18 protein-coding genes are annotated in these 20,978 nt (G+C 71.5%); 12 read left to right on the top strand and 6 right to left on the bottom strand.

The window, feature by feature from the left end; translation table 11 throughout:
* The 3 genes from AB0B55_RS10030 to AB0B55_RS10020 are packed head-to-tail and all read left to right on the top strand — an operon-like array spanning position 1 to position 3,538.
* The gene (locus AB0B55_RS10030; RefSeq protein WP_357120504.1) at positions 1-972 is read left to right on the top strand and encodes a sugar ABC transporter permease; all 972 of its coding nucleotides are present in this window, start codon (positions 1-3) and stop codon (positions 970-972) included.
* Positions 969-1,793 carry a carbohydrate ABC transporter permease gene (locus AB0B55_RS10025; RefSeq protein WP_357171492.1) on the top strand — a complete coding sequence of 275 codons (825 nt, stop codon included), beginning with the start codon at positions 969-971 and terminating at the stop codon, positions 1,791-1,793. The genes AB0B55_RS10030 and AB0B55_RS10025 overlap by 4 nt, the downstream gene beginning before the upstream one ends.
* 32 nt (positions 1,794-1,825) lie before the next feature.
* Positions 1,826-3,538, top strand: coding sequence for a trehalase family glycosidase (locus AB0B55_RS10020; protein WP_357171491.1), 1,713 nt, complete (start codon positions 1,826-1,828; stop codon positions 3,536-3,538).
* 208 nt (positions 3,539-3,746) lie between these two features.
* Here the strand turns inward: AB0B55_RS10020 and AB0B55_RS10015 are convergent, their stop codons facing one another.
* A complete protein-coding gene (locus AB0B55_RS10015) occupies positions 3,747-4,760 on the bottom strand; it encodes a LacI family DNA-binding transcriptional regulator (RefSeq protein ID WP_357120513.1) in 1,014 nt (337 codons plus the stop codon).
* Positions 4,761-4,973: 213 nt separating this feature from the next.
* Between AB0B55_RS10015 and AB0B55_RS10010 the strand changes: the two genes are divergently transcribed.
* A complete protein-coding gene (locus AB0B55_RS10010; protein ID WP_357171490.1) occupies positions 4,974-5,423 on the top strand; it encodes a hypothetical protein in 450 nt (149 codons plus the stop codon).
* Positions 5,424-5,434: 11 nt separating this feature from the next.
* Positions 5,435-5,782 carry a hypothetical protein gene (locus AB0B55_RS10005; protein WP_357120520.1) on the top strand — a complete coding sequence of 116 codons (348 nt, stop codon included), beginning with the start codon at positions 5,435-5,437 and terminating at the stop codon, positions 5,780-5,782.
* Between the two features lie 67 nt (positions 5,783-5,849).
* Here AB0B55_RS10005 and AB0B55_RS10000 read toward each other — a convergent pair whose 3' ends face one another.
* Positions 5,850-8,699, bottom strand: a complete 2,850-nt coding sequence (locus AB0B55_RS10000) for a glycoside hydrolase N-terminal domain-containing protein (RefSeq protein WP_357171489.1) — start codon at positions 8,697-8,699, stop codon at positions 5,850-5,852.
* Between the two features lie 460 nt (positions 8,700-9,159).
* Here AB0B55_RS10000 and AB0B55_RS09995 point away from each other — a divergent pair, with 460 nt between their 5' ends.
* The 4 genes from AB0B55_RS09995 (at position 9,160) to AB0B55_RS09980 (ending at position 13,485) form a co-directional block, all read left to right on the top strand.
* Positions 9,160-10,734, top strand: a complete 1,575-nt coding sequence (locus AB0B55_RS09995; protein ID WP_357171488.1) for a glycoside hydrolase family 43 protein — start codon at positions 9,160-9,162, stop codon at positions 10,732-10,734.
* A gap of 31 nt (positions 10,735-10,765) precedes the next feature.
* Complete coding sequence (locus tag AB0B55_RS09990; RefSeq protein WP_357171487.1) at positions 10,766-11,806, top strand: LacI family DNA-binding transcriptional regulator; 1,041 nt, start codon at positions 10,766-10,768, stop codon at positions 11,804-11,806.
* A 120-nt stretch (positions 11,807-11,926) separates the two neighbouring features.
* Positions 11,927-12,331, top strand: a complete 405-nt coding sequence (locus AB0B55_RS09985) for a YciI family protein (RefSeq protein ID WP_355050483.1) — start codon at positions 11,927-11,929, stop codon at positions 12,329-12,331.
* Between the two features lie 8 nt (positions 12,332-12,339).
* On the top strand, positions 12,340-13,485 hold the full coding sequence (locus AB0B55_RS09980; RefSeq protein WP_357171587.1) for a DUF6596 domain-containing protein: 1,146 nt from the start codon (positions 12,340-12,342) through the stop codon (positions 13,483-13,485).
* A 20-nt stretch (positions 13,486-13,505) separates the two neighbouring features.
* Here the strand turns inward: AB0B55_RS09980 and AB0B55_RS09975 are convergent, their stop codons facing one another.
* Positions 13,506-14,186 (bottom strand): hypothetical protein, encoded by a 681-nt coding sequence (locus AB0B55_RS09975; RefSeq protein ID WP_357171486.1) that lies wholly within the window; start codon positions 14,184-14,186, stop codon positions 13,506-13,508.
* 104 nt (positions 14,187-14,290) lie between these two features.
* Positions 14,291-15,181, bottom strand: a complete 891-nt coding sequence (locus tag AB0B55_RS09970; protein ID WP_357171485.1) for an SGNH/GDSL hydrolase family protein — start codon at positions 15,179-15,181, stop codon at positions 14,291-14,293.
* Between the two features lie 202 nt (positions 15,182-15,383).
* Between AB0B55_RS09970 and AB0B55_RS09965 the strand changes: the two genes are divergently transcribed.
* On the top strand, positions 15,384-16,097 hold the full coding sequence (locus tag AB0B55_RS09965) for a hypothetical protein (RefSeq protein WP_357171484.1): 714 nt from the start codon (positions 15,384-15,386) through the stop codon (positions 16,095-16,097).
* A gap of 7 nt (positions 16,098-16,104) precedes the next feature.
* Here the strand turns inward: AB0B55_RS09965 and AB0B55_RS09960 are convergent, their stop codons facing one another.
* Together AB0B55_RS09960 and AB0B55_RS09955 are read right to left on the bottom strand one after the other, a co-directional pair.
* Positions 16,105-16,941: an alpha/beta hydrolase gene (locus AB0B55_RS09960; RefSeq protein WP_357171483.1), complete on the bottom strand. Its 837-nt coding sequence runs from the start codon at positions 16,939-16,941 to the stop codon at positions 16,105-16,107.
* 93 nt (positions 16,942-17,034) lie between these two features.
* Positions 17,035-17,604, bottom strand: a complete 570-nt coding sequence (locus AB0B55_RS09955; RefSeq protein ID WP_357120550.1) for an alpha/beta fold hydrolase — start codon at positions 17,602-17,604, stop codon at positions 17,035-17,037.
* A gap of 250 nt (positions 17,605-17,854) precedes the next feature.
* Between AB0B55_RS09955 and rph the strand changes: the two genes are divergently transcribed.
* Complete coding sequence (gene rph / locus AB0B55_RS09950; RefSeq protein ID WP_357171482.1) at positions 17,855-20,473, top strand: rifamycin-inactivating phosphotransferase; 2,619 nt, start codon at positions 17,855-17,857, stop codon at positions 20,471-20,473.
* Positions 20,474-20,620: 147 nt separating this feature from the next.
* Positions 20,621-20,977, top strand: coding sequence for a YciI family protein (locus AB0B55_RS09945; protein WP_357120556.1), 357 nt, complete (start codon positions 20,621-20,623; stop codon positions 20,975-20,977).
* Position 20,978: the final 1 nt, after the last annotated feature.

The raw sequence follows: 20,978 nt of genomic DNA, 5'->3' as shown, positions 1-20,978 counted from the left end.
ATGACCCCCACGACGCAGACCTCCAGTACCACGCGGAGCGACGGTGGGGCGGCCGACGCCGCCCCACCCGGGCCCGCCGCGCCCCGTACCCGTCGACCCGGCCGCTGGCTGGCGTGGTGCTTCCTGGCGCCGACGGTCGTCTACCTGCTGGCCTTCTACGCCTACCCGCTCTATCGCAACGTCGAGCTGAGCCTGCGCGAGTACACCGTCCGGTCCTTCGTGCAGGGTGGCGCGCCCTTCGCCGGCCTGGACAACTACCGCACCGTCCTGACCGATCCGGCGTTCTGGCCGACGTTGACGCACACCCTGGTGTTCACCGGCGCGTCGCTCGTCTTCCAGTTCGGCATCGGCATGGCCCTGGCGCTCTTCTTCCGCCAGCACTTCCCGCTGTCGGGCACCCTGCGGGCGCTGATCCTCGTACCGTGGCTGCTGCCCCTGATTGTGTCCGCCTCGACCTGGTCGTGGCTGCTCAACAGCGACTCGGGCCTGGTCAACGCCGCGCTCGGCGTGGTGGGGGTCGACCCGGTCAACTGGCTCACGTCGCCGACGTGGTCGCTCACGTCGGTGATCATCGCCAACATCTGGATCGGGATCCCCTTCAACCTGGTGGTGCTCTACAGCGGCCTGCAGGCGATCCCGGTCGAGGTGTACGAGGCGTCCGCGCTCGACGGCGCGACCGGCTGGCAACGGTTCTGGTCGATCACGTTCCCGCTGCTGCGCCCGGTCTCCGCGATCACGCTGCTGCTCGGGCTGATCTACACGCTGAAGGTCTTCGACATCATCTGGATCATGACCAGGGGCGGCCCCAGCGGCTCCTCCGCCACGCTCGCCACCTGGTCCTACCGTCTGGGCTTCGGCAACCTGCTGCCCGAGTTCGGGCCGGGCGCGGCCGTCGGCAACCTGCTCATCGTGCTGGCGCTGGTCGCCGGGCTCGTCTACATCCGGTTCCAACGGAGGCAGCACCTACGATGACCACGTCACCGCGTCGAGTCTGGTGGAAGACCCTCGTCGGCCTGGCGCTGACCGGGCTGATGCTCTTCCCCGTCTACTGGATGATCAACGTGTCGTTCACCCGGGACCAGGACATGCGGGCCAGCCCGCCGCACCTGTTCCCGACGAACGGCACGCTGGACGGCTACCGGGCCGTCCTCGACCAGCAGCTCCCCTACCTCGGCACCAGCTTCGTGGTCGGCCTCGGGACGGTGGCGCTGACGGTGGCGCTCGCCGCCCCCGCGGGATACGCGCTCGCGAAGCTGCGCCCACCCGGCGGCCCGGTGCTGAGCTTCCTGCTGCTGATCGCCCAGATGATCCCCGGGATCATCATGGCGATGGGCTTCTACGCCATCTACCTCACCCTCGGCGTCCTGAACACGCTGCCCGGCCTGATCCTGGCCGACACCACACTCGCGGTGCCGTTCGCCGTACTGATCTTCACGGCCTTCATGTCGGGCATCCCCGACGAGCTGCTCCAGGCCGCCGTGGTCGACGGCGCGGGCCAGCTACGCACCTTCTGGTCGATCGTGCTGCCGGTCAGCCGCAACTCGATCGTCACGGTGTCGCTGTTCGCGTTCCTGTGGTCCTGGTCGGACTTCATCTTCGCCTCGACCCTCGCCGGTGGCGGCGACCACCAACCGATCACCCTCGGCATCTACCACTACATCGGCAACAACAACCAGCAGTGGAACGCCATCATGGCCACCGCTGTGGTCGCCTCCGTCCCCGCAGCCGTGCTGTTGATCCTGGCTCAGCGGTACGTCTCGATGGGCGTGACCGCCGGCGCCGTCAAGGACTGACCATCCGCACCACAGAAAGGCAGCCGCCACCCATGACTGTCGCCCCGCCCGGTCCGGAGTTCGCCATCCAGGACATCCCGTTCAGCTATCGGGGATCCTGGCTCAACATCTCCCCCGTGGTCGCCGAGAAGACGTACGCCGACGACCTGCACCTGGTGTCGCACCAGACCGGGCTGCACCCGGTGCTACGCCTCTGCCCCGGCGCCCCGGACACCACCGTCGTCGCCACGCCCGCGCTGCTGACCTGGCATGCCGGTCCCGGTCGGGTCGAGGCCGTCTTCGACGGACCGGACACCCTGCGGATCCGGGGCCGGCAGCTCGGCCTGCGGATCGCCGCGGCGGCGGACACGCTCACCCCGTTCAGCGGCAGCTACCTCTACCGCGACCCGGTCGACGGCTCGCACGTCTTCACCTCGTACGAGACCGGGCGTCGCTACCGGGTCACGGTCCTGGCCGGCGCGCTGCGCCGCGCCGACGGCGTCGAGGCGCTCGGCACCGCCGACCGGTCCCTGGACCTCGCCGGTGACGAGCCCTGGGAGATCGCCATCGAGGAGTACGCCACCGCGCGCCAGCCCTACGCCACGGCCGTCGCCTTCGACCAGGTGTGCCACGACCGGAGCGCCGAGTTCGCCGCGTTCGTCGACGCGGTCGCGCCGTGGCGCGGCGAGGACACCCCGGCCGCCGAACTGGCCGCGTACGTGCTGTGGTCCGCCACCGTCGACCCGGCGGGCTTCGTCACCCGACCCGCCGTCCTGATGTCCAAGCACTGGATGGACAAGGTGTGGAGCTGGGACCACTGCTTCAACGCGATCGCCCTGGCGGCCGGCGAGCCGGAGCTGGCCTGGCACCAGTTCCACCTGCCCTTCGACCACCAGGACGCCGCGGGCGCCCTCCCCGACTCGGTCACCCACTCCGAGGTCCTGCACAACTACGTCAAACCCCCGATCCACGGCTGGGCGCTGCGGCACCTGCGCCGACGTCTCCCCCACCCACCGGATCGGACGGCGCTCGCGCAGACGTACGACCGGCTGGCCCGGTGGACCGGATTCTGGCTGGACGCGCGCCGCGCACCCGGCCAGGAGCTACCGTACTACCAGCACGGCAACGACAGCGGCTGGGACAACGCCACCACGTTCGACGACCACCGGGTCCTGCAGACCGCCGATCTGGCCGCATTCCTCGTCTCGCAGTTGGACTGCCTGGCCGACCTCGCCACCGAGCTGGGCGAAGAGGCCGACCGGTGGTCCCGGGAGGCCGACCGGATCCGGGCGGCGATGCTCCGGGAGCTGTGGGACGGTGAGCGTTTCGCCGCCCGCAGCCCGCACACCGGGCAGCGGCGGACCAGCCGTAGCCTGCTCGACCTGATGCCGGTCGCGCTCGGCGCCGACCTGCCCACCCCGATCACCGACGCGCTGGCCCGGGGCGTCGAGGCCCACCTCACCACCCACGGGCTGGCGACCGAGCCGACGGACTCGACCCACTACCTCGCCGACGGCTACTGGCGGGGCCCGATCTGGGCGCCCTCCACCGTGCTGGTCGAGGACGGCCTGCGGCGGGCCGGGCACACCGCGATCGCCGACGACATCAGCCAGCGCTTCCTCGCGCTCTGCGAGAAATCGGGCTTCGCGGAGAACTTCGACGCCGAGACCGGCGCGGGGCTGCGCGACCGCGCGTACACCTGGACCGCCAGCAGCTACCTCATCCTCGCCGCCGCCCAGCAGGAGCGCCGGGCCGCGCGGCGCTGACCGGGCCAGCGTGTTCGCGCGTGGCCAACGTGGTCACGCGCGGCCGGCGTGGTCACGCGCGGCCGCCGTGTTCGCGCGTGGCCAGCGTGGTGGCGTGCGGCCGGCGTGTTCGCGCGTGGCCGGCGTGGTGGCGTGCGGCCGGCGTGGTCGCGCGGCCGGCGTGGTCGCGCGGCCGGCGTGGTCGCGCGGCCGGCGGGAGCGGGCCGGATCAGCGAGCCCGGACCGGGCCCGTGCTGGACCGCAGCGAGATGGGTGGGCTGTACAGGCGGTGCCGCGGCACGCTGCCGGGGGCCGCGATGATCTCCAGCAGCAGTGACACCGCCTCCGCGCCCATGTCCCGCATGGGTACGTCCGCGGCGGTCAGCGCCGGCCGGAAGTCCTCTGCCCAGTGCTGGGCGGCGACGCCGGTGACGGAGAAGTCCGCCGGCACGGCCAACCCGGCGCCGGTCAGCGCGCGCTGCATCCCGGGCAGCGCCGCCTCGTTGATGGTGGCCACGGCCGTGACCTCCGGATGTGTGACGAGCAACTGCTCCACGCAGGCCTCGCCGGAGGCGGTGTCGTCGCCGCAGCAGACGTCGATGCCGGCGAGGCCCCGCTCCGCCACCGCCGCCTGGAAGCCGGCCAGGGCTCGGTGGCTCGGACCGTAACCCGCCGCCACCAGCTCGGCGGAGCGGTTCACCAGGGCCACGTGGCGGTGCCCCAGGTCGGCCAGGTGGTGCACGCAGCGTGCGATCAACCCGGCGTAGTCGATGTCGACCCAGCTCATGCCGTGCGCCTCGGCCGTGCGACCGATCGTGACGAACGGCAGACCAGCGCGAGCCAGCCGGGTCACCCGGTCGTCCTCCAACCGGATCTCCATCAGCACGACGCCGTCGACGCGACGCCCGGTGACGATCCGCTCGAACGAACGGTCGTGGTCGCCTCCCGACGGGGACAGCAGCACGTCGAGGTCGTGTCGGGCGGCGGCCTCGACGACGCTGGCGACGAAGCCCAACTGCATGTCGGTCAATCGTTGGCTGGCCGGTGGGATCACCAGCCCGAGGGTGCGCGTACGCCCCTCCTTCAGCGCGCGGGCGCTGGCGTTCGGCCGGTAGTCCAGCTCGTCGATGACCGCCTGGATCCGCTGCCGGGTCGCCTCCGACACCGTCCGCTTGCCGCTGAGCACGTACGAGACCGTGCTGCGGGACACCCCCGCCCGACGGGCGATCTCCCCGATGTTCATCCGCCGCCCTCGAATCGATCCCTGCCCCGCCGGGGACGCGCCCTGACCCGGGTCCGAGCATAGGCGCTCAGCGAAGCGACCCGGACGTCCCGGCCGCCGCACCCCGCCCCGAGCCGGTCAGGAATCAAGAAGCTCCCGGGCGCTGTCCGGGCCTAGCCTTTTCGCAGGTGGCCGGCACGACGCCGAACCACGACGAGCGAGAGGGAGCCCGACATGTCCGCGAAGTCCTCCAGGACCGATTCCGACGGCTTCAGCGCTGAGGAGCGCGCCGCGATGAAGGAGCGTGCGGCAGAGCTGCGTGCCGAGGGCAAGAAGGGCGCCAAGAAGGCCGACGGGTTGCAGGCGGTCCTCGACCGGATCGCGCAGATGGCGCCGGACGACCGCGCGCTCGCCGAGCGGGTGCACGTGGCGGTCACCACCGCCGCGCCCGAGCTGACGCCGAAGACGTGGTACGGGATGCCCGCGTACGCGAACGCCGCCGACAAGATCGTCGTCTTCTTCCAGGACTCCGGCAAGTTCAACTACCGGTACTCGACGCTGGGCTTCCAGGACCCGGCCAACCTCGACGACGGCGACTTCTGGCCGGTGGCGTACGCCCTGCGCGCGTGGAGCCCCGAGGTGGAGAAGCGGATCGTCGAGCTGGTGCGCGCGGCGGTCTCCTGAAGCACGCTCTGGTGGGCCGTGCACCCACCAGCGATGATCGGGACGTGTCGCCCTGGGAGTTCGTCACGGATATCGGCGTACCGCTGTTCTTCGTCGTCGGTGCGGCAGTCACCGCGGTCGGCGCGTTCACCGATCCGCCGCAGGATTTCTCCTGGCCGCGCGGCTGGGAGTGGGCGTGGGTGGGCGTGTGGGTCATGGCGAGCGGCGAGGCGGCGTTCGGCACCGACCGACCGTGGTTCGAGCGCGCCTGGAAGGGCGCCGTCACCCTCCTCGTCGCCGTGGCATTCGTGGTCGCCGTGTGGCGACGATGGCGGTGGCGCACGAGGGCCCGAGGCACGGACGCCGGCGCGGCGGGGTAGACCACGGTTGGGCGACACGCCCGGCCCGCCGCCGGCGCGGGGCCGGCGGCGGGCGGGAACGCGCGGGTCAGGTGGTCGTGCAGGTGATGTCGGTCGGCGGGTTGTTGGTCCCCGTCGAGGTGGCGAGGAAGCCGAACGTGGTGGAGCCACCGGCCGGCAACGACCCGTTGTAGTCCACGTTCGTCACCCGCACACTCGCGCCGCTCTGGGTGTGCGTGCCGCCCCAGATCTGGCTGATCGCCTGCCCGTTGGGGAAGGTCCAGGAGACCGTCCAGCCACGGATCGCCGTCGCTCCGGCGGTCACCGTGACCGAGCCCTGGAACCCCCCCGACCAGGCGTTCGTCACCGTGTACGTCGCCCGCGCGCCGGACGGCGAGGGTGTGCTCGACACGGTCGGCGTCGGCGTCGGGATCGGGCTCGGTGTGTCGGTCGGACTCGGGGTCGGCGAGACGGTGGGCGAGGGCGTGCTGGTCAGCGTCGGTGACGGTGTCACACCGGGCCGCGCCGCGCGGTAGGTGTGACCGGCGCGGACGGCGAGTTGCACGACATCCGTTTCGGGTCGGGTGGTGCTGGGGGTGCTGCCGTCGGCGACGTCGACGAGCGTGAAGGACCCGTTGAAGAGGCGGGCGCGCAGGCGTACGGTGCCGTCCCGGTCGGCGCGGAAGCTGATCTCGTCGGCCTGCCCACTGGTCCAGGCCACGCCGACGGTGTAACCGCCGCGCCCGCGCAGGCCGGCGACCTGGCCGGTGGGCCAGGCGCTCGGCAGCGCGGGGAGCAGGTGCAGCTCGCCGTTGTGGCTGTGCAGCAGCATCTCGGCGACGCCGGACGTCGCGCCGAAGTTGCCGTCGATCTGGAACGGTGGGTGCAGGTCGAACATGTTGGGCGCGAGCCGGTCGGTGCGGACGAGGTCCTTCAGGAGCTTGTAGGCACGGGTTCCGTCCTCCAGCCGGGCCCAGTAATTGATCTTCCAGGCGAGGGACCAGCCGGTCCCGTCGTCGCCGCGCAGTTCCAGCGTCCGGCGGGCGGCCTCGTAGAGCTGCGGGGTGCCGCGCTTGGTGATCTGGTTGCTGGGATGCAGGCCGTACAGGTGGGAGACGTGTCGGTGGTTGCGTTCGGTCTCGACCCAGTCGGCGAGCCACTCCTGCACGTTGCCACGGGAGCCGACCTTCATCGGGGCCAGCCGGTCCCGCGCCGTCCGCACCTGGGAGCGGAACGTGGTGTCCACGCCCAGCACCTCGCTGGCCCGGGCCACGGCGTCGAACAGGTCCCGCAGGATCTGGTTGTCCATCGTGGGCCCGGCGCAGACGCTGGCGTTCGAGTGGTGCGGCAACTCGGGCGAGTTCGACGGGTTGGTGACCAGGTAACCGAGCGACGGGTGAGCGACCAGGGTGTCGAGGAAGAACTGGGCCGCGCCCTTGAGCGCCGGATAGTTGGCCGCCAGGAAACCGGCGTCGCCGGTGAACAGGTAGTGCTCCCAGATCAGCGTGGACAGCCAGGCCCCGCCGGTCTGCCACATCCCCCACAACGCGCCGTCGACGACCGAGGCGCCCCGCCACGCGTCGGTGTTGTGGTGGGTGACCCAGCCGCCCGCGCCGTACTGCGCCTGGGCGACGCGGGCACCGGTGGCCGTCAGATCCTTGATCATGTCGAAGACCGGCAGGAAACACTCGGCCAGGTTCGTGGTGTCGGCGGGCCAGTAGTTCATCGGCAGGTTGGCGTTGATCGTGTACTTCGAGTCCCACGGCGGCGTCATCGAGTCGTTCCAGATGCCCTGCAGGTTGGCCGGTTGCGTGCCCGGACGCGAGGAGGAGATCAGCAGGTACCGGCCGAACTGGAACAGCAGGGCCGAGAACTGCGGATCGTTGGTGCTCCCGTGCTGGGCGATCCGCACGTCGGTCGGTTGGTCGGCCGCTGCCGTCCGCCCGAGGTCGATGGTCACCCGGTTGAACAGGGCCTGGTAGTCGGCGAGATGGCGGCCGCGCAGCTGGTCGTAGCTCGCCCCGCGGGCGGCGCTGAGGCGGGTACGCGCGATGCCCTGGTAGTCGCCGTTGACGGTGCGGTAGTTGACGTAGCTGGACCCGATCGAGATCAGGACGGTCACGCTCGTGGCCCGGGAGACGCGCAGGGTGCCGCCCGAGCTGCTGACCGTCCCGCCCGTCGCGGCGGCGGAGGCCAGCGCCAGGAAGCGCACCGACCCGTTGACGCCCTCCATGGCTCCGGAGATGCCGTCGACCGCGATCGTGGCGGCGTCGGGGCTCGACATCGTCGTGCGTTGTGGGCTGTCGAAGGTGGCGTTGAACGTGATCGAGTTGGCGCGGTCCGCGGTCAACCGGAGCACGATCACCCCGTCGGGCGCGCTGGCGAACACCTCGCGCTGGTGTCGGACGCCGTTGAGCACGTACGTGGTGGTGACGGTGGCGGTGGTCAGGTCGAGCGTCCGGTTGTACTGCGACGCGCCGCTGGCGGAACCGAAGGCGAGACGCAGGTTGCCCACCGGCTGGTAGGCGAGCTGACCGCCCGGGTTCCCCATCATCGTCTGGTTGATCAGGTCCTGCGCCGACGTCCACTGGTCGGCGAAGACCCGCCGCCGGATCTCGGCAAGGTTGGCCGCGCCCCGGGTGTTGGCCGAGTCGTACGGGCCGCCGGCCCAGACGGTGTCCTCGTTGAGTTGCAGCCGTTCGGTGTCGACGTTGCCGAACACCATCGCGCCGAGACGCCCGTTGCCGATCGGCAGCGCGCGGAGCCAGTCGGTGCCCGCCGGCTCGTCGTACCACAGAGCCATGTCGTTGGCGGCGAGCACCTGCGGCGGCGCGACCGAGCCGGCGCGGGCGACGGCGGACCACGCGACCGGTAGCAGCGCGGCGCCGGCGCCCACGGCACCGGCGCGTAGCACGTTTCTTCGTGTCACTTCGGACATGGTCTCTCCAATCTGCGCAGGCCAGATACCTCACGCAGGTGGGGACGGCGCCGCTGGAGACGCCGCCGGAATTGGCGCGATGGCGGGGACGTGCCCACGGCCGGATTGCCGTTCGAGTCCTGGCGGGGACGGTCGGCGGTGGCCGGGACGCGTGGTGGGCGCTCGCTGTTAGCGTTAACAGGCGCGGCCCGCTCGCACCCTCTGGCAACGTTCACAGCCGAGACCCGGCGCACCGGGCTCCCGGCGGCGCGCCATACATCCTCCATAGACCTTCGTAGATGACGACGCTGCTCGTCAATAGATGACGACCATGTTTCGGATCGGCGCGCAGGGGCGCGCCACCGGCGGGCCGCCCGGACACCTTGCCATCGACGCAGCTCGTTCGTACCATCCGGAGCCACGAGATGTTATCGCGAACAAACCGCGACATCTCGGCACCGACCGCTCGGAGGTGGCAGCTGTGTCCTCAGGCTCGTCGGCCGTTGCGGGCTACGACAACCCGGTCGTACCCGGCTTCTACCCTGACCCGAGCGTCTGCCGGGTCGGCGAGGATTACTACCTCGTCTGCTCGAGCTTCGAGTACTTCCCCGGGGTGCCGCTCCTGCACAGCCGGGACCTGGTCCACTGGCGACAGATCGGTAACGTCCTCGACCGTGCCAGCCAGTTGCAGATCCCGCCGGACGCCGACGCGTCCGGAGGCATCTTCGCGCCGACCATCCGCCACCACGACGGCCGCTTCTGGGTGATCACCACCAACGTCAGCCTTGGCCGGCATCTCATCGTCACCGCGGCGGATCCCACCGGCCCATGGTCGGAGCCGGTCTACCTCGACCTGCCGCACGTCGACCCGTCCCTGGCCTGGGACGATGACGGCACCTGCTGGCTGACGACCTCGGGAGTGGACGGCTACCGGATCGACCCGGACACGGGCCGGGTGCGGGAGGGTCCGATCGCGCTCTGGTCCGGCACCGGAGGGCAGTACCCGGAGGCGCCGCACCTGTACCGGATCGGCGAATGGTGGTACCTGCTGCTCTCCGAGGGCGGCACCCACACCGGTCACGCCGTCTCGGTCGCCCGGTCCCGCAGCCCTCGGGGGCCGTTCGAGCCCGCGCCGACCAACCCGATCCTCACCCACCGGAGCACTGACCTGCCCGTCCAGGCGGCCGGGCACGCCGACCTGGTGCAGGCTGCGGACGGCAGTTGGTGGATGGTCCTGCTGGGGATCCGGCCGAAGGGCCAGTGGCCGCCCTTCCACGTGCTCGGACGCGAGACGTTCCTCGTGCCGGTCCGCTGGGTCGACGGCTGGCCCGTGATCGACCCCGTCCGAGAGGTCACCGCCGCACCCGCCGGCAGCCCGCCGGCCCTGGCCGCCCCACCCGATCCGGGCGCGCACCGCGACGACTTCGACACGACCAGCCTCGCACCCGGGTGGGTCTCGCCCCGCTCCCGTCCCGACGCGGCCTGGTCGTTGACCGAGCGGCCCGGATGGCTCACCCTGCACGCCACCGGTACGACGCTGGACCGCGCCGGCGCGACGATCGTGGCGGCCCGCCAACGCCACCATGACTGCCGCGCCAGCGTGCGAGTCGATCCGGGCGGCGGCACGGCCGGACTCACCCTGCGCATCGACGAGGCGCACCACTACGACCTCGAGGTCCAGGACGCCGTCGTCCGCGTGCTCGGCCGGGTGGGACCGTTCCGGCAGGTCTTCGCGACGCTCGACGTACCCCGTGGTCCGCTCATCCTGACGATCGCTACCCGGACCCACGATCTCTACCCGCCGACCGTGACGTCCGCCGCCGGCCTCGCCGCCACCGACGAACCCTTCGGGGTACGCGCCGCCACCAGCGACATGATCACGTTCGAGGTGGAGAGCACCGAGGGTCGGGTGCTGCTGGCCGAACTCGACGGACGCTACCTCTCCACCGAGGTCGCGGGCGGCTTCACCGGCCGGGTCATCGGCATGTACGTGACCGACGGCGTCGCGGCCTTCGACTGGTTCGACTACCGGCCGGTGGCGCGTCCGGCCGGCTGAGCGACCGGTGCCGCGACCGTAGACTCGCCGTGTGAGCGACGAGAGCCGACGGCGCCGCCCCCGCAAGCCACTGAGGGGTGACCTGCCCGTCGCCACGATCGCCGAACTCGCCGGAGTGTCCCCTCCCACGGTGTCCAAGGTCCTCAACGGCCGCGCCGGGGTGGGTGAGCAGACCCGGCAGCGGGTGGAGGCGCTGTTGCGCGACCACGGCTACCGTCGACCGGAGGACGCCGCGAGGACCCGCTGCGTCGAGGTGCTCTTCCACCACATGCTGCCCTCGATCGCGTTGGAGATCCTGCGCGGCATCCAGGAGGTCGCCGACGCGCGGCACTGCACGGTCGGGTTCGTCGACCTCCGTCACCGGGTGACGGCGGGGCTGCCCTGGATGGAGCCTCTGCTGCTGCGGCATCCGACCGCTGTCATCGCGGTCTGTTCTCTCGTCACCGCCGAACACGGCCGGCAGTTGGCCGCCATGGGCATACCGCTGGTCGCCATAGACCCGGGCGGCGAACACTTCCCCACCCCCGCCGTCGGGTCGAACAACTGGAGCGGCGCCCTCGCCGCCACCCGGCACCTTCTCGACCTCGGGCACCGGCGGATCGGGGTACTCACCGGGCCGGTGCAGGACCTGGCGGCGCGGGCTCGCCTGGACGGCTTCCGCGCCGCGCTGGATCATGCCGGCATCGGATTCGACGACAGCCTCGAACGGCAGGGGGTCTTCAGCTTCGTGGCCGGCCGGGACCTCGGCCGCGAGTTGCTGTCCCTGCCCGAACCACCCACCGCCGTCGTCTGCGGCAACGACCTGCAGGCCCTCGGCGTCTACGCGGCGGCCCACGACGTCGGCTGGCGGATCCCCGAAGACCTCAGCGTCGTCGGGTTCGACGACGTGGACCAGGCGACCTGGACGTCGCCACCACTGACCACGGTGCGACAACCGTTCACCGAGATCGGGGCCACCGCGGCCCGCCTCGCGTTGACGCTGGCCGACGGTCACGCTCTGCCCCAGGAGCGGTACGAACTCAGTACGGCGCTCGTCGTCCGGGGCAGCACCGGGCCACCCGGTCCTCGGTAGCAGTGCCGACCGCGACATCGCCAAGATTTTTTCGGCGATGATGTCGAGAACGACCATCCGGCGTCGTCCCCGGGGTGAACGCGACCGGAACGGGTCGCGCCAGCGAGGAGGAACACGACGATGAAGTACCTGCTGCTGAAGCACTACCGGGGCGGTCCGGCCGGAGTGAACGACGTGCCGATGGACCAGTGGACGCCGGACGAGATCTCGGCGCACATGCGGTACATGCACGACTTCGCCGCCCGGCTGGAGAAGAGTGGCGAGTTCATCGAAGGCCAGGCGCTCGCCCCCGAGGGGGCCTGGGTCCGCTACGACGGAGAGGGACGTCCGCCGGTCACCGACGGCCCGTTCGCCGAGACCAAGGACCTCATCGCCGGTTGGATGGTGATCGACGTCGACAGCTACGAACGCGCCGTCGAGCTGGCGGGCGAGCTGTCGGCGGCGCCGGGCGCGGGCGGAAAGCCGATCCACGAGTGGCTCGAGGTACGCCCCTTCCTCACCGAGCCGCCCACCATCACGGAGTGACCTGCACGATGGACCAGGCACTGCTCCGGAGCCTCACGCCGAGCGTGCTCGCCGTTCTCGTCCGCCGCGGAGCTGACTTCGCGGCGGCCGAGGACGCCGTGCAGGAGGCGCTCGTGGAGGCCGTTCGCGTCTGGCCGGCCGATCCGCCGCGCGACCCGAAGGGCTGGCTGATCACCGTGGCGTGGCGTCGGTTCCTCGACACCGCCCGCGCGGACGCCGCCCGTCGCCGCCGGGAGGACGTCGTGGACACCGAGCCGACGCCCGGTCCCACGAGCGGGGTGGACGACACCCTTGCGCTCTACTTCCTCTGCGCCCACCCCTCGCTGACGCCGTCGTCGGCGGTCGCGCTCACGTTGCGCGCCGTCGGAGGGCTGACCACCCGGCAGATCGCCCAGGCCTACCTGGTGCCCGAGGCGACCATGGCGCAGCGCATCAGCCGGGCCAAACGCACCGTCTCCACCGTACGGTTCGACCAGCCCGGCGACGTGACCACCGTGCTGCGCGTGCTCTACCTGGTATTCAACGAGGGCTACACCGGTGCCGTCGACCTCGCCGCCGAGGCCATCCGGCTCACCCGGCAACTCGCGGTCGCCATCGACCATCCCGAGGTGGCGGGACTGCTCGCCCTCATGCTGCTGCACCACGCCCGCCGTCCCAGCCGGACCGCGCCCGACGGCAGCCTGGTGCCGCTCGCGGAGCAGGACCGCGGCCGATGGGACACGACCGCCATCGCCGAGGGCGTCGGCGTCCTCCAGGCGGCCCTCGCCCGCGACCGGCTCGGCGAGTTCCAGGCACAGGCCGCCATCGCGGCGCTGCACGCCGACGCCCCCACCGCCGAGGAGACCGACTGGGTGCAGATCGTCGAGTGGTACGACGAGCTCGCACGCCTGACCGACAGCCCGGTCGTCCGGCTCAACCGCGCCGTGGCGGTCGGCGCGGCCGACGGTGCCCGGGCCGGGCTGGCGGCCCTCGCCGCGTTGGACGACTCACTGCCCCGGTACACGGCGGTGGCCGCGTACCTGCACGAGCGCGCCGGTGACCCGGCGACGGCGGCGCGGCTATACGCCGAGGCGGCCCGCAAGGCGGCCAACCTCGCCGAGCGGGACCACCTGACCCGCCAGGCCGCCCGCCTCAACGACCACCGGCGGCGGTGAGGGCTGGCGGGGCGACCGCCTCAGACGCTCGGCAGGGGCGCGTACCACTGCGCGCCGGTCACCCGGACCCGCTGCGACTGCCTGCGGTTCCACTCCACCCGCATGCCGTGCCGGCGGAGCACCGGGAAGGCGACCTCGTCCAGTAGGCGTTCCAGGTCGGCCTGGTAACGGGCCTGCTGCTCGGCCTGCGGCAGGGCCGAGTAGGCGGCCTCGTCGAAATCCGCCGCCGGATAGACGCCGTAGCCGAGGTAGACCTGGCCGTCCTCGCTGGCGAGCAACGACTCCGTGTCCTGCTGGTGGTACCACAGGTAGCCCTGCCAGTGCCGCGAGTCGTCGCGCTCGTCGTGGATCTCGGCGGACGCGCAGGTGCCGCAGCAGCTGAAGTTCTCCCGGGCCACCACGCCGGCCTCGGTGAGCTCGGCGAACGCGCGGTTCAGGTTGCTGCGCACCACGCCCCAACCCCGCTGCTGCTCGCACCGGGCGGTCAGCGCCCTCTCGTACGCCGACCTCAGGTCGTCGTCGGTGGCGCCGTGTCGCTCGTCGTCCCCGTCGAGGTAGTCCAGGAAGTCGTCGGGGTCGTCGTAGCCACGCACGACCCAGTCCCAGATCTCGGCCTCGATCTCGGCGCGACCCGGCTCGGCGACCCGCTCGGTCAGGAAGCGGACGCCCTCGGGGCGGTCGTTGTACGTCCATCCATCCACGGCGAGGATCCTGGCACGGACCTCCGACAGTGTCCGGCCGTGGCGGTGCGGCCGGTCCGGCCCCGCCGTCGTACGGCGGGGCCGGCTGCGGCGGTCGCGCGCGGTCAGCTCAGGGTGGCGAGCAGCGCGGTGCTCATGCCCTGCTCACCACGGGCGTTCGGGTGGAAGGGCGCGGCGGAGTTCTGCGGCACCAGGCCCTCGACCCAACGGGTGCCGCTGCTCTTGCACGCGTCCCGGCCGATCGACGGCGTGTACACGTCGGCGTAGGTGGCGCCGTTCGCGCCCGCGGCGCTGGCCAGCATGGCGTTTAGCGACTTCTCGATGCCACGCAGGTACGGCACGTCCTGGTAGGCGATCGGGACCACCGGCCAGCAGCCGTACCCGCTGTCGGGCAGGATCGCCGGATAGCCGAGGACGACGACGCGCGCGCTGGGCGCGGCCCGGCGGATCGACTGGAGCACGGTGGTCACCTTCGGCACCGTCGCCGCGATCCGGGCCTGCAACTGGTCGGTGCCGCCGGCCGTGTACCGGTTCTTGCACGGCGAGCCGAGGGGACTGCTGAGGCTCGCCTCCGCGCACTCGCCGATGATGCCGGAGAAGCCGATGTCGTTGCCGCCGATCTGCACCGTCACCAACGACGTGCTGGAGGTGACCGCGTTGAGCTGTGGCGGCAGGTTGATGCCCAGTTGACCGCTGCCGCCGTAGAGGATGTCGTCGGTCGTGGCCCCGGAGCAGCTCACGTCCGCGAACGACGTCGAGCCGGCGGCCGCGGCCACCAGGGAGGGATAGTTGCGGTTCGACCGTAGACAGTTGAGGTCCACCTGGGTCGGGATCAGGGGACCTGCCGTGTACGAGTCGCCCAGCGCGACGTAGCGGCCGGAGGGGACCGCGGCGCTGGCGGGTGTGGTGACGGCGAGCAGGACGCCGACGGTGGCCGTGGCGAGTGCGGCCACTCGGGCGGCTGCCCGCAGGAGCCGCAGGCGGGGACGGGACATGACGCCTCCCAAGGGAGATCGCGGTGGTGGTGGTGCCGAGATCCTGTCCCCGGTCGACGATCGACGTCAATATAGATGGACCTCACTAAATGACACGCTGGAATGTGGATTTCGCCTTCACCGCACACCCCTGCGACACGCGATGATCCCCCGCCGCATAGCATGGCGACAGTTCGGGACGGCTCTGCTGAAACGAGGCGACATGCGTTGGCTCCAGCGGCTGCTGGGCGGCGGGCGGATCCAGCTCGACCCGGAGCGGCAGCAGGCGCTGCTGCGAGACCTCCAGCACGGATACGGCCCGCGGGCGCGGACCCCGTTCCCCGCGCAGGTCGAGGCGGCGGCCGGGATGCTGAGCGGGGACGACGGGCTGGTGGTCGCGGCCCGGGTCCTGCACCAGGTCGCCGACGAGGCACACCTCGATCTTCGGGCGCAGGCCCAGGACATCCACCGTCGGACGGGCCGACGACTCCTCGTGCACCGGCGCAACTACCGGCAACTGTGGTCGGAGGCCGGCCCCGGACTGCGCTGGCCGCTGTTCGCGCTGCCCTGCGGCTTCCACCCGTACGCGCAGGTGGCCGCCGCTGTCGCGGTGGTCGGCGGTCGCGCGGCCCGGCTCGATCGGGTGACCGATCCGGCGCCGCTGGTGACCCACATGTTCGAGGTGCTCGACCTCACCACCGCCGGCTGGGAGTACGGCCGGGTGCGGGTGGACACCGACGGGGCAGCCCTGGTCGATCGACTGATCGCGAGCGCCGCGCAGATCCTCGCGGCCATGGACGACCCACCGCGACTGCCGCCGCCGGTCCGCGCGCTGATGCGCCGCAACAACAGCCTCGACGTCCACGATCCGCACGCCGGACATCCGGTGGGACGGTTCAACCTGGGCGCGCGGATGCGGGAGCAACTGCTGGCCTGACCGCCGATCAGGCGCGGGCGTGCGCGCCCAGGAAGGCGAGCAACAGGGTCACCACCTCGTCGGGGTACTGCACGTGCGGGTAGTGACCCGCGCCCTGGACCATCTCGAGCCGCCCCAGCCCGCTCGGCAGCGCGGCCACGATGGCCTCGCCCTCGGCGCGCGGGTCGGCCCAGTCCGGGTCGAGCGCGCCCTCGACGATCAGGACCGGACAGCGGACGTTACCCAGTTGCGCCCCGGCGTCGGTCGGCGCCGACCGACCCATCCCACGCATCGCCGCCATCCGGCCGGGCTCGCGCATCATGGCGTCGATCCGGGCCGTGCGGGCGGCCCAGTCGGCCGGCTTGCGGCCCGGGTAGGCCACGTCGAGATAGCTGCGCCAGAGCCGGACGCTGCCGAACAGGCCGGTGCCGAGCAGCCGGGCGATGCCCCTGCGGTAACGGGAGACCCGCAGGTCACCCAGCTTGATCGACTGCTTGCGGGTGAAGGGGGCCAGTTCGACGACGCCGGCGACCAACTCGGGGGCACGGGCGGCGGCGATGGTGGCGGCCCCGCCGGAGATCGAGTGACCGACCAGCACGGCCGGGCCGCCCAGGTGGCGGATGATGGCGAGCAGATCACCCGCGATGTCGGTGCGACTGTAGGAGCGCCATCCGACGCTCGACTCGCCACAACCGCGCAGGTCGACCGCGGCCACCCGGTAGCCGGCGGCCGCCAGGCGCGGCACAACGAAGCGGTACGCCTCGCGGCTGTCACCCATGCCGTGGGCGAGCACGACGAGCGGCCCGGAGGCGCCGGTCACCTCGTACGCCAGGGTGCCGCCGTCCACGTTCAGGTACTCGGTCATCGAAGCCTCCAAGCTAATCGTCTTAGCTAGAGGCTAATCCTATTAGCCACACCCGTCAAAGTGATGTCCACCGCCCCGCCTGACGGAGTGGGGTCAGCGTGCGGACGCGACGTCCCGGGTGATCACCCGCGCCACCTCGCCGAGGTCGTCGTCGAGCTGATGGTCGCGCCCCGGGAGCCGGTACAGGAGCGCCTGCGGCAGCGCCCGCGCGTAACGATCGGCGTGCGACGGCGGCACCGTCTCGTCCCCGAGGCCGTGGAACACCCGCACCGGCACGCCGCGCGGCAGCCTGGCACCGAGGTCGCCCGGCAACTCGAACTCGTCGCCGGGCCAACCGCCCGCTCCGACGAACGGAGCTGCGACCAGGACGATCAGCGCCAGCTCACGCTCCGGTGGCCGCTCGGCGAGCACGTGCGCGAGAATCGCCCCGCCCACCGAATGGCCGATCACGACCGCGCCGTCGTCCAGGGCCGCGATCTCCCGGCGAACGGCGGCGCTCCAGGTGGCGTAGCGCGGATCGCCCTCGTCGGGCAGGCGTGGATAGCGGACGTCGTACGAGTCACCGAGCTCGCGCCGCAGGCTGTCGACCATCCGGCTGTCCCACTCGTCGTACGTGCCGGGGCCGGCGCCCTGGACGAAGAGGATTTGCCTGACCGCTGTCACGGCAGCTCCCTCTCGTGCTTTCGGGGCGGGACCGCGCCGCTCTTTCGCGATTTTCATTCGTGGCCGGAAAACGCCACCGGTATCCGCTCCCACTTAAACGTATATCGCGACCGGGGCCTTGCCGCAAGACCCCGGTCGTGACGCAGAATCGTCGGCCGGAGACGGAACGATGCGAAGAATCGGGGCACCACGTGGGTGTGTTGTGCAGGACGCGAGTGTTCACGCCGACCGTGCGGGCCGAGGTGGCGCGATGACGGACCGGTACGTGTGGGATCTCGACGAGGTCGACGAGACGCAGGTCGCGCTCGTCGGCGGCAAGGGCGCCCGACTGGGGGCGCTGACACGGATCGACGGCGTCCGCGTACCGCCCGGCTTCTGTGTGACGACCGACGCGTTCCGACGGGTCGTGGCCGAGGCGCCCGCGATGGCCGATCACCTCGACCGCCTGTCGCGCCTCGCGGCGGACGACCGGGACACGATCCGCGACCTCAGCGCGGAGATCCGCCGAATCATCGAAGCCATCGTCCCGCCCGACGACGTGGTGACGGCGATCGGCGCGGCCCTGCGCCGCCACGGCGCCGACACGGCCTACGCCGTCCGGTCCAGCGCCACCGCGGAGGACCTCGCGACGGCCTCCTTCGCGGGCCAGCAGGACACCTACCTGAACGTCCGGGGCGCGGAGGCCGTCCTCGCGCACGTCAGCCGGTGCTGGGCCTCGCTCTTCACCGAGCGGGCCGTCAGCTACCGGCAGCGCAACGGCATCGACCACCGGACGGTCCACCTCGCGGTCGTGGTGCAGAAGATGGTGTTCCCGCAGGCGGCCGGCGTGCTGTTCACGGCCGATCCGGTCACGTCCAACCGGAAGGTCGCCTCCGTGGAGGCCAGCTTCGGTCTCGGCGAGGCGCTGGTCTCCGGGCTCGTGAACCCGGACGCCTACCGGGTGCGCGACGACGCGATCGTCGACCGGTCGATCGCCGTCAAGCGCCTCGCCATCAACGCCCTCCCCGGCGGCGGCACCGACCGACAGACGATCAGCGCGGACCGGCAGGGCCAGCCGGCGCTGACGGACGACCAGGTCCTGCGACTGGTACGGGTGGGGCGGCGCATCGAGGCGGCCTTCGGTTGCCCGCAGGACATCGAGTGGTGCCTGTCCGACGGCGACGCCCAGATCGTCCAGAGCCGGCCGATCACCACGCTGTTCCCGGTACCCGCCGCCGCCCGGGACGGGGCGAACCACGTCTACCTGTCCGTGGGACATCAGCAGATGATGACCGACGCCATGAAGCCGCTGGGGCTGTCCATGTGGCAGCTCACGGCGATGGCGCCGATGCACGAGGCCGGTGGGCGGCTCTTCGTGGACGCCACCGGAATCCTGGCGTCGCCCGCGAGCCGCGCCGGCTTCCTCGAGATGGCGGGCAGGTCAGATCCGTTGACCCGGGACGCGCTGGAGACCCTGCTCGCCCGCCCCGACTTCGTACCGACGCTGACCGACGACGCTCCCCGTGTCCCCCGGCTGGGCGGCGCGCCGGCCACGATCGAGAACGATCCGGCCATCGTCACCGAACTGGTCGAGCGCAGCCGGACGTCCCTCGCCGCGCTGCGGCGTGACATCGCGACGGTGACCGGACCGGCACTGTTCGACTTCCTGCTCACGGCATTCGAGGAGCACAAGCGGCTGCTCGCCGATCCATTGAGCATGCAGGCGATCATGGCGGGGATGGAGGCCACCTGGTGGCTCAACGAACAGCTCGCCGGTTGGCTGGGTGAGCGGAACGCCGCCGACACCCTCACCCTGTCGGCCCCCGGCAACATCACGTCGGAGATGGGCCTGGCGCTGCTCGACGTCGCGGACGCGATCCGCCCGTACCCCGAGGTGGTGGCGTTCCTGCGGGACGTCGACGACGACGGCTTCCTCGACGAGCTGCCGAGACTGCCGGGCGGCAGCCAGGCGCGCGACGCCATCCGGGCCTATCTCGACCGGTACGGGATGCGCTGCGTCGGCGAGATCGACATCACGAGGCCGCGCTGGGCCGAACGCCCCACCACGCTCGTACCCCTGATCCTCGACAACATCAGGTTGCACGAGCGCGGCGCGGCCGCACGGCGCTTCGCGCAGGGGCGCGAGGAGGCCCAGCGCAAGCGCGAGGAGCTGCTGGAACGCCTGCGTGCCCTGCCGGACGGGGTGCGCAAGGCCGACGAGACCGCACGGATGATCGACCGGGTTCGCACCTTCATCGGGTACCGGGAGTACCCGAAGTACGCGATCATCAGCCGCTACCTCGTGTACAAGCAGGCCCTGCTGCGGGAGGCGGAACGCCTCCTGCGGGCGGGCGTGCTGCGCCAGATCGACGACATCTTCTACCTCACCTTCGCCGAGCTGCACGACTTCGTGCGGACGCACCGGATCGACGATCACCTCGTCGAGCGGCGCAGAGAGGCGTTCCGGACGCACCAGAGGCTCACCCCGCCGCGGGTGCTCACCTCGGAGGGAGAGGGCATCTCCGGGGCGTACCGACGCGATGACGTGCCGGCCGGCGCGCTTGTCGGTCTCGGCGTCTCCGACGGGATCGTCGAGGGTCGCGCCCGCGTCCTTCCCGACCTGGCCGAGGCCGACCTGGAACCGGGCGACATCCTGGTCACCGCGTACACCGACCCGAGCTGGTCGCCGCTGTTCGTGGCGGTCGCCGGACTGGTCACCGAGGTGGGTGGCCTCATGACCCACGGGGCGGTCATCGCCCGGGAGTACGGCCTGCCCGCCGTCGTCGGCGTGCCGGACGCGACCAGGCTCATCCGGAACGGGCAGCGGATCCGGGTGCACGGCGCCGACGGGTACGTCGAGATCGTGTCGGACGAGGGCGCTCAGGTGTAGGGCATCGTCGGGAACCAGCCGTAGCCCGATCGCCGCGAAGTCCAGGATCGAACTGTGCGGCATGGCTGTCGATCTACCGCCCGCCCGAGCCGTCGTAGTGTAGGGGCCCACCACCGAGGGGGCCGGCACACGGACGGGACTTGAGCCATGGCCAAGTACATGATTCTGATCTACGGCGACGCCCAGCAGTGGGAGGCGATGACCGACGAGCAGTGGAAGGCACACGACGCCGCGCACGCGGCGTTCGCCGAGAAGGCTGGGACTCAGATCATCGACGGAAAGCAGTTGGAGATGTCGCCCACGGCCACCACGCTGCGCTCGGACTCGATGGGGCAGATCACGACGACCGACGGCCCGTTCCTGGAGACCAAGGAGGCGCTCGGCGGCTACTACCTGATCGAGGCCACCGACCTGGACGAGGTGCTGTCGTTGGCGAAACTGCTCCCCGAGGTGCGCGCGTCGCACAGCGGTGTGGAGATCCGCCCGGTGGTCGACCACGGTTGAC

It is taken from the genome of Micromonospora sp. NPDC049107 (assembly GCF_040648595.1).
In the GTDB taxonomy this organism is placed as follows: Bacteria; Actinomycetota; Actinomycetes; order Mycobacteriales; family Micromonosporaceae; genus Micromonospora.
Note: the sequence above shows the minus strand (reverse complement) of the source record. Positions and strands in the feature narration are given on the sequence as shown.